This window comes from Candidatus Thioglobus autotrophicus, from assembly GCF_001293165.1.
In the GTDB taxonomy this organism is placed as follows: Bacteria; Pseudomonadota; Gammaproteobacteria; order PS1; family Pseudothioglobaceae; genus Thioglobus_A; species Thioglobus_A autotrophicus.
In genome coordinates, this window is sequence record NZ_CP010552.1 from 1,035,848 (window position 1) to 1,048,756 (window position 12,909).

At 41.7% G+C, this 12,909-nt stretch carries 13 protein-coding genes; all 13 read left to right on the forward strand.

Annotation, left to right across the window (positions count from 1 at the left end; all coding sequences use genetic code 11):
• Nucleotides 1-59: 59 nt before the first annotated feature.
• The 13 genes from SP60_RS05630 (at nucleotide 60) to SP60_RS05690 (ending at nucleotide 12,898) form a co-directional block, all read left to right on the forward strand.
• The gene (locus SP60_RS05630; RefSeq protein ID WP_053952232.1) at nucleotides 60-416 is read left to right on the forward strand and encodes an NADH-quinone oxidoreductase subunit A; all 357 of its coding nucleotides are present in this window, start codon (nucleotides 60-62) and stop codon (nucleotides 414-416) included.
• A gap of 3 nt (nucleotides 417-419) precedes the next feature.
• Nucleotides 420-899: a NuoB/complex I 20 kDa subunit family protein gene (locus tag SP60_RS05635; RefSeq protein ID WP_053951694.1), complete on the forward strand. Its 480-nt coding sequence runs from the start codon at nucleotides 420-422 to the stop codon at nucleotides 897-899.
• 2 nt (nucleotides 900-901) lie between these two features.
• The gene (locus SP60_RS05640) at nucleotides 902-1,519 is read left to right on the forward strand and encodes an NADH-quinone oxidoreductase subunit C (protein WP_053951695.1); all 618 of its coding nucleotides are present in this window, start codon (nucleotides 902-904) and stop codon (nucleotides 1,517-1,519) included.
• Nucleotides 1,520-1,521: 2 nt separating this feature from the next.
• Nucleotides 1,522-2,775, forward strand: coding sequence for an NADH-quinone oxidoreductase subunit D (locus SP60_RS05645; protein WP_053951696.1), 1,254 nt, complete (start codon nucleotides 1,522-1,524; stop codon nucleotides 2,773-2,775).
• Nucleotides 2,776-2,917: 142 nt separating this feature from the next.
• Nucleotides 2,918-3,391 carry an NADH-quinone oxidoreductase subunit NuoE family protein gene (locus SP60_RS05650; protein ID WP_053951697.1) on the forward strand — a complete coding sequence of 158 codons (474 nt, stop codon included), beginning with the start codon at nucleotides 2,918-2,920 and terminating at the stop codon, nucleotides 3,389-3,391.
• On the forward strand, nucleotides 3,388-4,656 hold the full coding sequence (gene nuoF, locus SP60_RS05655) for an NADH-quinone oxidoreductase subunit NuoF (RefSeq protein ID WP_053951698.1): 1,269 nt from the start codon (nucleotides 3,388-3,390) through the stop codon (nucleotides 4,654-4,656). Before SP60_RS05650 ends, nuoF begins: the two co-directional genes overlap by 4 nt.
• A complete protein-coding gene (gene nuoG / locus SP60_RS05660) occupies nucleotides 4,656-6,914 on the forward strand; it encodes an NADH-quinone oxidoreductase subunit NuoG (RefSeq protein WP_053951699.1) in 2,259 nt (752 codons plus the stop codon). The genes nuoF and nuoG overlap by 1 nt, the downstream gene beginning before the upstream one ends.
• Nucleotides 6,911-7,990, forward strand: a complete 1,080-nt coding sequence (gene nuoH, locus SP60_RS05665; protein WP_404815207.1) for an NADH-quinone oxidoreductase subunit NuoH — start codon at nucleotides 6,911-6,913, stop codon at nucleotides 7,988-7,990. The genes nuoG and nuoH overlap by 4 nt, the downstream gene beginning before the upstream one ends.
• 12 nt (nucleotides 7,991-8,002) lie before the next feature.
• A complete protein-coding gene (gene nuoI / locus SP60_RS05670; RefSeq protein ID WP_053951701.1) occupies nucleotides 8,003-8,494 on the forward strand; it encodes an NADH-quinone oxidoreductase subunit NuoI in 492 nt (163 codons plus the stop codon).
• A gap of 12 nt (nucleotides 8,495-8,506) precedes the next feature.
• Nucleotides 8,507-9,118: an NADH-quinone oxidoreductase subunit J gene (locus SP60_RS05675; protein WP_053951702.1), complete on the forward strand. Its 612-nt coding sequence runs from the start codon at nucleotides 8,507-8,509 to the stop codon at nucleotides 9,116-9,118.
• Nucleotides 9,118-9,423 carry an NADH-quinone oxidoreductase subunit NuoK gene (gene nuoK, locus SP60_RS05680; RefSeq protein ID WP_053951703.1) on the forward strand — a complete coding sequence of 102 codons (306 nt, stop codon included), beginning with the start codon at nucleotides 9,118-9,120 and terminating at the stop codon, nucleotides 9,421-9,423. Before SP60_RS05675 ends, nuoK begins: the two co-directional genes overlap by 1 nt.
• A gap of 2 nt (nucleotides 9,424-9,425) precedes the next feature.
• Nucleotides 9,426-11,396 (forward strand): NADH-quinone oxidoreductase subunit L, encoded by a 1,971-nt coding sequence (nuoL, locus tag SP60_RS05685; RefSeq protein WP_053951704.1) that lies wholly within the window; start codon nucleotides 9,426-9,428, stop codon nucleotides 11,394-11,396.
• 2 nt (nucleotides 11,397-11,398) lie between these two features.
• A complete protein-coding gene (locus SP60_RS05690) occupies nucleotides 11,399-12,898 on the forward strand; it encodes an NADH-quinone oxidoreductase subunit M (RefSeq protein WP_053951705.1) in 1,500 nt (499 codons plus the stop codon).
• Nucleotides 12,899-12,909 lie beyond the last annotated feature (11 nt).

Genomic DNA, 12,909 nt, shown 5'->3' on the forward strand with positions numbered 1-12,909 from the left:
GATAGCACGGCCAAATTAGATATAATGTTTAGATTGAAATTTTAACGTTGGAGCGTTGGGTGTTAGAGAACTATCTACCTATTGTTGTATTTATCATGCTGGGGCTTGGATTTGGCGCCGGACCAATGCTAATTGGTTATTTGCTCGGTCCAAGTAAGCCTAGCGAGGAAAAAAACTCCCAATTTGAGTGCGGATTCCCTGCTTTCGGTGATTCACGCATGTATTTCAATGTACGTTATTATTTAGTCGCTATTTTATTTATTTTATTTGATCTAGAAGTGGCCTTTGTTTTTCCATGGGCAGTGGTTCAATCTCAGCTTGGCTGGTTTGGTTTTATTGCGATTAGTATCTTTTTATTCATATTGGTGGTTGGCTTTATTTTCGAATGGAAGAACGGGGCTTTGGAGTGGGAATAAGCGATGGCTATTGAAGGACTAATGAAAGAAGGTTTTGTCACCACCTCACTTGATAGTGTCATCAATTGGGCGCGTACAGGCTCGTTATGGCCAATGACATTTGGCTTGGCTTGTTGTGCGGTAGAAATGATGGAAGCAGGCTCTTCACGTTATGATTTAGACCGTTTCGGTATCGTATTCAGACCCACACCGCGTCAATCAGATTTAATGATTGTGGCCGGCACACTAACTAACAAAATGGCTCCCGCTCTTAGAAAAGTTTATGACCAAATGCCAGAACCTAAGTGGGTAATCTCAATGGGCTCGTGTGCGAATGGTGGTGGTTATTATCACTATTCTTATGCGGTGGTTCGTGGTTGCGATCGAATTGTGCCAGTTGATATTTATGTGCCAGGTTGTCCGCCAACGGCGGAAGCATTGCTGTACGGTATTATGCAATTACAAGACAAAATTCGTCGTACTAACACCATCGCGCGCACATAATCATGCAAGAACTTAAAGAACAATTAGAAGAGATTTTTGCAGAGGCTGAGCTAGTTTCGGCATTTGGTGAGTTAACATTAACCGTTGATAGTGCCAATATTATTGATACTTGCTTAAAGCTACGCGACCAACTGGCCTTTGACACTTTGATAGATTTGTGTGGTGTTGACTACTTAACTTATGGCCAATCAGAATGGGCAGGTGATGTTAGCAATTCGGGCTTCTCTAGAGGTCGTCATGCACAAGGCGAAAAGGATAGACATCAACAGCGTTTTGCTGTGGTTTATCATTTGTTATCAGTGAGTAAAAATTACCGAATTCGAGTCAAAGCCTTTGTTGATGAGGCTGAGCCTATCATTAAATCAGTCACGGGTATTTGGGCATCAGCTGATTGGTATGAGCGTGAAGCTTTTGATTTAATGGGAATTTTGTTTGAAAATCATACCGACTTACGTCGAATTTTGACAGATTATGGTTTTGTCGGCCATCCACTACGTAAGGACTTCCCGCTAATTGGAGAAGTAGAAATGCGTTATGACGAAGATTTGGGTCGCGTGGTGTATGAAAAAGTCAGTATTGAGCCAAACATTAGTGTTCCTAAAGTAATCAGGAAAGGATAGATATGGCTGAAATTCGCAACTACACCCTTAACTTTGGCCCTCAACATCCAGCAGCGCATGGCGTACTGCGCCTGATTTTAGAGATTGACGGTGAGGTAATTGAGCGTGCTGATCCGCATATTGGTTTGCTTCATCGCGGTACTGAAAAATTAGTAGAGTCTAAGCCATACAACCAATCTATTGGCTATATGGACCGCTTAGATTATGTTTCGATGATGTGTAATGAGCATGCCTATGTGATGGCGATCGAAACCATGCTTGAGCTAGAAGTGCCAGAACGCGCCCAATATATTCGCGTTATGTTTGATGAGATTACCCGAATTCTAAACCACTTGATGTGGCTAGGTACGCACGCACTCGATGTGGGCGCGATGAGTATTTTCTTGTATGCTTTTCGTGAGCGTGAAAAACTGATTGATTGTTACGAGGCGGTTTCAGGCTCGCGTATGCATGCAACCTATTATCGTCCGGGCGGCGTGTATCGAGATCTGCCAGAGCGTATGCCAAAATACCTAAAGACAGAATCGCGTACAGACAAAGAATTAAAAGCCATGAACGAAAATCGTCAAGGCTCACTACTAGATTTTATTGAAGATTTTGTTGTAGAGTTTCCTCGTCATATCAAGCAGTATGATGATCTCTTGACTGAAAATAGAATTTGGAAGCAGCGCTTGGTCAATATTGGCATTGTGTCAGCCAAGCGAGCTAAACAACTAGGTTTTACTGGTCCAATGTTACGTGGCTCTGGCGTGGCTTGGGATTTAAGAAAGAATCAGCCATATGCAGTTTATGATCAGCTCGATTTTGATATTCCAGTGGGCGTTACCGGCGATAGTTATGATCGTTATTTGGTGCGCATGGAAGAGTTACGTCAGTCGAATAAGATTATTGGTCAGTGTGTCTCGTGGCTGAAAGCCAATCCAGGTCCAGTGATGAGTGATGATAAGAAAGTCTCACCTCCAAAACGTAGTGACATGAAGGACGATATGGAGTCGCTTATTCATCACTTTAAATTATTTACTGAAGGTTATTCATTGCCTGAAGGTGAAGTGTATAAAGCGGTTGAGCATCCTAAAGGGGAGTTTGGTATTTACCTTATTTCTGATGGCGCCAATAAGCCTTATCGCGTTAAGATTAGAGCGCCAGGCTTTGCACATTTGGCCTCAATGGATGAGATGACAAAAGGCCATATGCTCTCTGATGTAGTAACTATTATTGGTACACAAGATATTGTATTTGGAGAAATTGATCGATGAGAAACTTCGTCTTTTTTTACTTTTCTGCGTTACGCTTAAAAAATACGCAGTCATATAGCCATATCTATACTTCTTTGTATTTTTTCTCGCAAGCCTTGAAAAATAAAAAAATACTCGCTTCTAATATTGAGACTTTGGCATGATGATTTCAGATAGTGCAAAAAAACAAATTAATAGTTGGATTGAAAAATATCCAGAAGGGCGTCAAAGTTCTGCCGTGATGGAGGCTTTGAGAGTGGTTCAAGCAGAGAATAATAATCAGCTAAGTCATGAGGCTATTCAAGCAGTGGCTGACTATTTGCAGATGCCAGGGATTGCTGCTGCGGAAGTAGCTACCTTTTATGAAAATTACAATCATAAGCCTATGGGCAAGCACATTATTCGTTTTTGCCATAATATTTCGTGCATGCTAAATGGTGCTGATGAATTGATTGCTCATCTTGAAACCAAGCTTGGCGTTAAAACCGGCGAAGTGAGCGAAGATGGTCTAATTAGCGTGAAAAAAGTAGAGTGTTTAGGTGCCTGTGTAGGTGCGCCAATGTTTCAGATTGGCGATCAATACTATGAAAATTTAACCACTGATAAAATTGATGATATTGTGGACAACTTAAAATGAATGAAGTTTGTTTTAAAAACCTAGATAAAGACCAATGTTGGTCGCTAGAAACCTATGAGGCTAGTGGCGGCTATAGTACTTGGCGCAAAATTCTTAAAGGTGAATATACGCCGGATCAAATTATTAATGAATTAAAAACCTCGGGTCTTAGAGGGCGTGGTGGTGCTGGCTTTCCAACTGGATTGAAGTGGAGCTTTATGCCGCGTAATGCACAAGGTCAAAAGTACGTTGTGTGTAATTCTGATGAGGGTGAGCCAGGTACGTGCAAGGATCGTGATATCTTAAGGTTCAACCCGCACGCTGTTATTGAAGGCATGGCAATTGGTAGTTATGTCATGAATGCGACGGTTGGTTATAACTATATTCGTGGTGAATTTATGGAGCCTTTTAATCGCTTTGAAGGCGCTTTGAAAGAAGCCTATGCAGCAGGTTTATTAGGCAAAAATATTAATGGCTCAGAGGTGAGTTTTGATTTATATTCTCATCTGGGCGCAGGCGCTTATATTTGCGGCGAAGAGACTGCCTTGTTAGAATCGATTGAAGGTAAAAAAGGTCAACCAAGATTTAAGCCGCCATTCCCAGCGAATGTTGGCTTATTTGGTAGGCCGACCACGATTAACAATACAGAAAGCTTTGCTTCTGTGCCTGATATTATGCAAAACGGCGGTCAATGGTTTGCGGATTTGGGTGTTGAGAATTCTGGTGGAACTAAGTTATTTTCTGTGTCTGGACACGTTAATAATCCAGCCAATTTTGAGGTTTCAATGGGCATGCCGTTTAGCGAATTATTGGCGCTAGCAGGCGGTATGCGCAATGGTGCAAAGCTTAAGGCTGTCATTCCAGGCGGATCTTCCACGCCAGTACTAACAGCAGAGGCCGCTATGAAGATGACCATGGACTATGATGGCATTGATAAAGCAGGCTCTATGCTGGGCGCAGGCTCAGTGATTGTTATGGATGAGTCAACCTGTATGGTTGAAGCTTTAACGCGTTTGGCGCATTTTTATTACGACGAGTCTTGTGGGCAATGTACGCCATGTCGTGAAGGCACAGGTTGGTTGTATCGAGTACTAAAACGTATTATGGACGGCAAAGGCAAGGCCGATGATATTGATTTATTATTAGGCGTGCAAGAAAAAATTATGGGCAATACTATTTGCGCTTTGGGTGATGCGGCGGCAATGCCTGTTGAAAGCTTTCTTCGATGTTTTCGTGAAGAGTTTGAATACTACATTGAGCATGGCAAAAGTATGGTGAAAGGATAATGGCTGATATTAAAATTGAAATCGATGGTCAAATCGTTAACGCCAAAGCGGGCGAAACACTGATTGCCGTTACTGATCGAGAGGGTATTAGCGTACCAAGATTTTGCTACCATAAAAAATTATCCACCTCGGCTTCGTGCCGTATGTGTTTAGTAGATATTGAAGGAACGCCAAAGCCACAAACCTCTTGTTCAACGCCTGTTTCTGATGGTATGAAAATCCATACTCAAAATGAAAAGGCTATAGCTTCTCAAAAAGCCGTGATGGAATTTCTACTAATTAACCACCCGCTAGACTGCCCAATTTGCGACCAAGGTGGTGAATGTGAGTTGCAAGATGTAGCGGTTGAGTATGGTTCTGATGTTTCACGTTTTAGTGAAGGTAAGCGTGTCGTTGCAGTTAGCGATATTGGCCCTTTAATTCAAACAGATATGACTCGCTGTATTCACTGTACGCGCTGTGTTCGATTTGGTAGTGAGATTGCCGGAATGATGGAGATGGGTGGTACGGGTCGTGGTGAAGATTTAAAAATTGAGCCATTTTTAGCCCAAGGTATTACTTCTGAATTATCCGGCAATATGATTGATGTTTGCCCAGTGGGTGCACTCACTTCTAAACCCTTTAGATATGAGTTAAGATCTTGGCAAATGGCCTCGGTAGATAGTATTGCTCGCCACGATTTAACTGGCTCAAATATCTATGCGCAAACCTACAAAGGTCAGGTTAAACGTGTTGTATCAGGCGACAACGATTCGGTTAATGAAACTTGGATTTCAGACCGAGATCGTTTTTCTTATGAAGGGCTAAGTCATGAAAATAGACTACTTGCACCACAAATCAAAGTAGCAGGCCAATGGAAAGAAGTTGAGTGGGATGTGGCGCTTGATTTTGCTATTAAAGGGCTAAATAAAAATGTTCTTAATAATCGAAAAGCGCATCAATTAGGCGGATTAGCCTCTAATACAGCCACCACAGAAGAGTTTTACTTAATGCAAAAACTCCTTCGAGAAGTAGGTTGTGAAAATATAGACTATCGCTTAAATGTTAATAATCTAGAGCAAGCAATCCATCTAGACTCTACGCTTAAGTTAGAAGATCTTGAGCAAGTGGACCAGGCATTGGTGATCGGTGCAAATCTCCGTTTAGAACAACCGATGATTAACCACAGATTGCGCAAAGCTCAGTTGGCCGGTGCTCAAATCTCCGCTATCAATGTTAAAGCATTTGACTACAATCACACCACCAATCATACAACTGTTGCGCCACAAGAAATAGCGGCGGTATTAGCGGGTATCTTAAAGATCATCCTAGAGAAAAAGTCTGTTGAAATTCCAGCTTATTTGAGTGCGATAAAGCCTAATAAACTGTCGCTTGATTTGGCAGAAAAACTACTAAATGCTAATCGTTCAGTGCTTATATTGGGCGAGCACATTGTTAATAACGCTCAGGCTGCCGGCATTGCTCAATTGGTAGCTGCCATCGCTAAACAAATAAAGGCTGACACGTTAAATGTAAGTATGACGGCTAATGCCTTAGGTGCACAGCACGCTCATTTCGTGCCAAGTGGCGCGGGCATGAATGTTAATAAAATGCTGCAAGCAGATATGCGTGCCTTCTTGCTCTTGGATATTTATCCTGAATACGATTTTCATCATTCTAACTCAGCCATTGAGGCTTTATCTAAAGAGGATGTGTTTGTCGTGTCTTTAAACAGTTTTAGTAATGACTTGGTTTCCCAGTATTCTGACGTATTGTTGCCAATGGCGTCGATGTATGAAACTTCTGGCACACATGTCAATATTAATGGTGATATACAATCTTTTGCAGCGGTCGTTAAAGCGCCAGAAGAGGCTAAGCCCGCTTGGAAAATTTTAAAAGTGTTGGCTGATTTACTAGAGCTACCTGGTTTTCATTATGAAAACTCTAGCCAAGTATCCAGCGAGCTTACGCATCAATCAGCCCATGAGTACAATCAAGATGTTACTCTAGAGTTGAATACTAAATCAACCACGATTGAGACCATTTGGACGCACTCTGCTTACCATTCAGATGTTTTGCTTAGACATGCAAAATCATTAAGCATGAGCAAAATTGGGCAAACTAATTTTGCCTCAATGAGTGCTAGCACTGCCAAAGAATTATCATTAGAAGAGGGTGGTTGTTATTTAGGCGTGCCTGTTGATATTACGCCAAGTGTTGCTGAGCGATGTGTTTTTGTTAGTAGCAACCAAGCAACCAAGTCAGGAGGTGTTTCATGATGGAACTTTGGCAGTCTTTTGTTGGCTTGGTGTATGAGTCAATACCTTGGCTTGATGGCAATATTGCCGCCATTATCATTATTCTAGTTAAAGCCGTTGCTTTGATTATGCCACTGCTATTAACTGTGGCTTACTTTACCTACGCAGAGCGCAAAGTCATTGGCTATATGCAGTTAAGAATCGGGCCAAATCGAGTCGGCCCTAAGGGTTGGTTGCAACCAATTGCTGATGCTTTAAAGCTAATGACCAAGGAGATTATTTTTCCAAGTAAGGCTAATATTTACTTATTCTTACTTGCGCCAATTTTAGCCATCGCCCCTGCAATAGCAGTCTGGGCGGTTATTCCGTTTGACGAGGGTATTTACGTTACCAACCTTGATGTGAGCTTGCTCTACGTTCTAGCCATTGGCTCAATCGGTGTTTACGGTATTATTTTGGCAGGTTGGGCTTCTAACTCTAAATATCCACTTCTAGGCGCACTCCGCAGTGCATCGCTATTAGTCTCTTATGAAATTGTCATAGGCTTTGCTTTAGTAACTGTGGTGATGATTGCCGGCAGTGTTAATCTTAATACCATTGTGGCCGACCAGCAGGGCGGCATGCTAAATTGGTACTTTATTCCTTTATTCCCTATGATGATTATCTTCTTTATTTCTGCCCTGGTTGAAACAAACCGTGCGCCTTTTGACGTGGTTGAGGGTGAATCAGAAATTGTGGGCGGTACGCATGTAGAGTATTCAGGCATGACCTTTGCGGTGTTTTTCTTAGCAGAATATGCCAATATGATTCTGATGGCGGTATTGGCCGTGGTGATGTTTTTTGGTGGTTGGCATTCTCCGTTTGAAGGCGTGCCTTATCTAGAGGCTGTTTTTGCTTGGGTGCCTGGCATTATCTGGCTACTCGCCAAATCTACTTTCTTTATGTTTTTGTATTTATGGGTGAGAGCAACTTTTCCGCGCTTTAGGTATGATCAAATTATGCGCTTAAGCTGGAAGGTGTTTTTACCGATGACCATTGTTTGGATTTTTGTTGTCGCACTCATGACGCAACTTCACATTGGCCCTTGGTTTGCTTAAGGAGTTATAGAGATGATAAATAACATAAAAAAATTAGCAAAAAGTCTGAGTTTAAGTGAATTGCGCTCTGGCATGAAAATTACGGCCAAAGAGTTGGTTAACACCAAAATTACCGTACAGTACCCTGAAGAAAAAACCCCAATTTCACCTAGATTTAGAGGCTTGCACGCACTGCGTCGTTATCCGAATGGTGAAGAACGCTGTATTGCGTGCAAATTGTGTGAGGCAGTTTGCCCGGCTAATGCCATCACTATTGAATCAGAAGTACGTGATGATGGAACGCGCCGTACCACTCAATACGACATTGATCTGTTTAAGTGTATTTTTTGTGGTTTTTGTGAGGAGGCTTGCCCGGTAGATGCGATTGTGGAGACGCAAATATTTGAATATGCGTTCGAATCACGAGACGGCAGTATTATGACTAAAGATCGATTATTGAAAGTGGGCGATGACAATGAAAAAGTCATTGGCAAGGCAAAATCTGAAGATTCAAAATATCGATAAGGATAATAACAAATGAGTTCTGAGCAAATAATTTTTTATATTTTGTCATTTTGGTTTATAGCCTCATCACTGGCGATGATTTTTGCCCGTAATGCAGCTAAAGCGGTGTTATTTTTGGTTTTAGGTTTCTTTTCAGCGGCGAGTATTTGGATTTTGCTAGAAGCTGAATTTTTGGCCATCACCTTAATTCTTGTTTATGTGGGCGCTGTCATGGTGTTGTTTTTGTTTGTTATTAAGATGCTTAATATCGACAAATCAACCTTGCGTGCTAAGTTTGCGGGCTACTTGCCGCTCGGGTTGATTGTGGCACTTATTATTATTGCAGAAATGACTTTAGTCTTGGGTAGTGCTCAATTTGGCCTAGACGCCATGCCTTCGCCAGCGCGACACGCCGCTGATTATAGCAACATCACCGAGCTGGCTTTACAGCTCTACACTACGTATGTTTATCCGTTTGAGTTGGCCGCTGTTCTGCTATTAATTGCGATTATTGCTGCGATTACTTTGGTTCACAAGCAAGAAATTAATCGCAAAAAACAATCGATTTCTGAGCAAGTTAATGTACAAGCTAAAGATAGGGTAAGAATTGTTTCAATTGCCTCACCACCTAAGGAGGATAAGTAATGGTCAGTTTAAGTGATTACTTAATTTTAAGCAGTGTGATTTTTTGCATTGGCTTGGTGGGGATTTTTATTAATCGTACTAATATTATTACCTTGCTGATGTGTGTAGAGCTGATATTAGCAGCAGTTAACACTAACTTTATTGCTTTTTCTCATTTTCTGGGTAATGAAGCGGGTCAGATTTTTGTATTTTTCATCTTGACTGTTGCTGCTGCAGAAGTAGCCATTGGATTGGCCATCTTGACACTCTTATTTAGAGTGCGCGGATCGATCGATGTTGACGTCACTAATAGTTTAAAGGGGTAATGATGGAGCAAATATATTTAACAATTGCTTTGGCGCCTTTGGTAGGAGCGATCTTTGCTGGATTTTTTGGCTCGTTACTCGGCAGAATGGCCACTAACGTTGTTACTATTTTGGGCGTGCTGATTTCGACTATTTTATCTTTATACGTGTTTAATCATCATGTTTTAGATGGCGGTGAAATCTTCAATCAAAACCTTTATACCTGGATGCAAATTGGCGAGCTTAATGTTAGTGTTGGTTTCTTAATAGACAACCTAACCGCCATTATGCTAGTGATTGTCTCGTTTGTATCGTTGATGGTACACATCTATACTATTGGCTATATGCACGATGACGCCGGCTACACTAAGTTTTTTAGCTATATTTCACTATTCACTTTTTCGATGTTTATGCTGGTGATGAGTAACAATTTCATGCAGCTATTCTTTGGTTGGGAAGCAGTTGGTTTGGTCTCGTACCTGTTAATTGGTTTCTGGCATCATAAAGAAAGCGCTGTTGAAGCAAACCTGAAAGCTTTTTTAGTTAATCGTGTAGGCGATTTTGGCTTTTTACTAGGTATTGCTTTGGTGCTTATGTATTTTGGCTCGCTAGATTATGTCGAAGTATTTGCAAGCCTAGGCAATGTCACTGGCGTAACCATGCTTGACGGCACCAGCGTTATTACTGTTATTTGTATTTTATTATTCATTGGTGCAATGGGTAAATCTGCCCAAGTGCCACTTCACGTTTGGTTACCAGGTTCGATGGAAGGCCCAACACCAATCTCAGCATTGATTCACGCAGCCACTATGGTGACAGCTGGTATCTTTATGGTGTCGCGCATGTCGCCAATGTTTGAACTTAGTGAAACAGCACTAATGGTGGTGATGATCGTTGGCGCTATTACTGCCTTATTTATGGGCTTGCTGGGTATTGTGCAAAATGATATCAAGAAAGTGGTGGCTTATTCAACCTTATCACAACTTGGCTATATGACAGTCGCACTCGGTGTTAGTGCTTATTCGGTGGCTATTTTTCACTTGATGACGCATGCCTTCTTTAAAGCACTGCTTTTCTTAGGTGCGGGCTCGGTGATTGTAGCATTACATCATAAGCAAGATATACGGGAGATGGGTGGCTTACGCAAGAAAATGCCGATCACTTATTGGACAGCTTTGATCGGCACCTTGGCACTGATCGGCTTCCCAGGCTTTGCAGGATTTTATTCCAAAGACATGATTATCGAGGCAGTACATTTCTCACAATTGCCATTTTCAGATTGGGTTTATGTAGCCGTGATTTTAGGTGTCTTTATCACCGCTTTTTATTCACTCAGAATGTTTTTCTTGGTATTCCATGGTGAATCAAGAATGGACGAACATACCACCTCACACGTTAAAGAATCACCTTTTAGTATTACTCTACCACTCGTGGCTTTGGCGATACCGTCTGCGGTAATTGGCTATCTGACAATCGACCCAATGTTGTTTAATGGCTGGTTAGACAATGCCATTACGGTTGGTGCAAATCATAGTTCTATGGTCAGCCTCAAAGAGAGTTTCCATGGCGCAAGTGGCATGATTCCACATGCACTACAAACATGGCCTTTCTGGATGATGGTAGGTGGTATTGCGAGTGCTTGGGTACTAACTTTACATAGAGCTGAGTGGGCTACATGGATTCAGAAAAAATTTCACCGCAGCAATTACGTACTAGAATCGCTTTACGGTTTTGATCGTTTTAATGACATTGTCTTTGTACAAGGTGTTAAAAAACTGGGTAACTTTTTATGGAAGGTGTCAGATTCTGGCCTAATTGACAAGATATTGGTTAATGGTAGTGCGAGATTAGTGGGTTTTATTGGCTCAATAGTACGTCCAATCCAAACAGGCTATGTTTATCATTATGCATTTTTCATGATTTTCAGTTTATTAATTATTTTAACCTGGGTGCTGTTTGCCGGCGATAACCCACTTTTAAAAATCGAGTTTTAACTATGGAATTATTGAGTTTATTAATTTGGTTGCCAATATTGGGCGGTATTTTCGTCATCTTAATTGGCAATGATCGCGCTGATACCGCACGCTGGGTTTCTGTGGCTATTTCGATTTTAGTTTTTGTTATATCGCTGAGTTTATACACCGAGTTTGATTCGACCACGCATCTCATGCAGTTCGAAGAAAAAGCCTCTTGGATTTCTCAATTTAACATTTATTATCATTTAGGCGTGGACGGCATTTCCATGCCACTGATTATCCTAACAACCTTCTCAACAATTTTGGTGCTGGCGGCCGGCTGGGAAGTTATTCAAACTCGTCCAGCGCATTACATGGCTGCTTTCTTAATGATGGAAGGGCTAATTATCGGTGTATTTTCAGCACTTGACGCAATTCTGTTCTATGCATTTTGGGAGGCGTCACTCATTCCAATGCTATTAATCATTGGTGTTTGGGGTGGCGATAATCGTGTTTATGCGGCGATTAAGTTCTTTTTATACACATTCTTAGGCTCGGTATTTATGCTGGTATCGCTGATCTATATGTACAATAAAGGCGGTTCATTCTCAATTTTAGACATGCATAATCTAAGCTTAACCGCGACTGAGCAAGCTTGGATTTTCTGGGCGTTCTTTATGGCTTTTGCAGTTAAAGTGCCAATGTTTCCTGTACACACATGGCTGCCAGATGCACACGTTCAAGCGCCAACAGGTGGCTCGGTAATTCTGGCAGCCATCATGCTGAAAATGGGTGGTTACGGTTTCTTTAGATTTTCGCTACCCATTACACCTGATGCCTCTTTAGAGTTTTCAGAGATTGTGATCATTCTTTCTTTGATTGCTATTGTGTATATTGGCTTTGTGGCTTTGGTTCAGCGCGACATGAAAAAACTCATCGCTTATTCTTCAATCTCACACATGGGCTTTGTGACACTCGGTGTCTTTGCTTTATTTCTAGCTTATCAGCCAGGTGCTGCTGAAGGTGCACTACTTGGTCTTGAAGGCGCAATGGTGCAAATGATCTCACACGGTTTTATCTCTGCTGCAATGTTTTTGGTAGTAGGTGTATTGTATGACCGCCTACATTCAAGAGAAATCTCCACCTATGGCGGCGTGATTAACTCTATGCCGAAGTTCACCGGCTTTGCCGTACTATTTGCCATGGCCAATGCCGGTTTGCCGGGAACCTCGGGTTTTGTTGGAGAATTTATGGTGATTCTGGGTGCGGTCCAAGCTAATATTTGGTACGCTGTGCTTGCAGGTACAACATTAATTGTAGGCGCAGCTTATACCCTGTGGATGGTTAAGCGCGTATTTTGGGGTGCAATAACCAACCCAGAAGTATCAACCATGTCAGACCTTAATGCCAGAGAATTTAGCATCTTAGCCGTGTTGGCTGTAGCTGTTATTGCCATGGGTATTTACCCTCAACCAGTCATTGAAGTGATGCAGGTTTCTATTGAACATTTATTAAACCAAGCATTAGTCTCTAAACTTTAAGCCATTAAACA

Coding starts and splice junctions, on each gene's coding strand:
- SP60_RS05635 (WP_053951694.1), top strand. CDS start 420: ATGGCTATTGAAGGACTAATGAAAGAAGGTTTTGTCACCACCTCACTT.
- SP60_RS05640 (WP_053951695.1), top strand. CDS start 902: ATGCAAGAACTTAAAGAACAATTAGAAGAGATTTTTGCAGAGGCTGAG.
- SP60_RS05645 (WP_053951696.1), top strand. CDS start 1,522: ATGGCTGAAATTCGCAACTACACCCTTAACTTTGGCCCTCAACATCCA.
- SP60_RS05650 (WP_053951697.1), top strand. CDS start 2,918: ATGATTTCAGATAGTGCAAAAAAACAAATTAATAGTTGGATTGAAAAA.
- nuoF (WP_053951698.1), top strand. CDS start 3,388: ATGAATGAAGTTTGTTTTAAAAACCTAGATAAAGACCAATGTTGGTCG.
- nuoG (WP_053951699.1), top strand. CDS start 4,656: ATGGCTGATATTAAAATTGAAATCGATGGTCAAATCGTTAACGCCAAA.
- nuoH (WP_404815207.1), top strand. CDS start 6,911: ATGATGGAACTTTGGCAGTCTTTTGTTGGCTTGGTGTATGAGTCAATA.
- nuoI (WP_053951701.1), top strand. CDS start 8,003: ATGATAAATAACATAAAAAAATTAGCAAAAAGTCTGAGTTTAAGTGAA.
- SP60_RS05675 (WP_053951702.1), top strand. CDS start 8,507: ATGAGTTCTGAGCAAATAATTTTTTATATTTTGTCATTTTGGTTTATA.
- nuoK (WP_053951703.1), top strand. CDS start 9,118: ATGGTCAGTTTAAGTGATTACTTAATTTTAAGCAGTGTGATTTTTTGC.
- nuoL (WP_053951704.1), top strand. CDS start 9,426: ATGGAGCAAATATATTTAACAATTGCTTTGGCGCCTTTGGTAGGAGCG.
- SP60_RS05690 (WP_053951705.1), top strand. CDS start 11,399: ATGGAATTATTGAGTTTATTAATTTGGTTGCCAATATTGGGCGGTATT.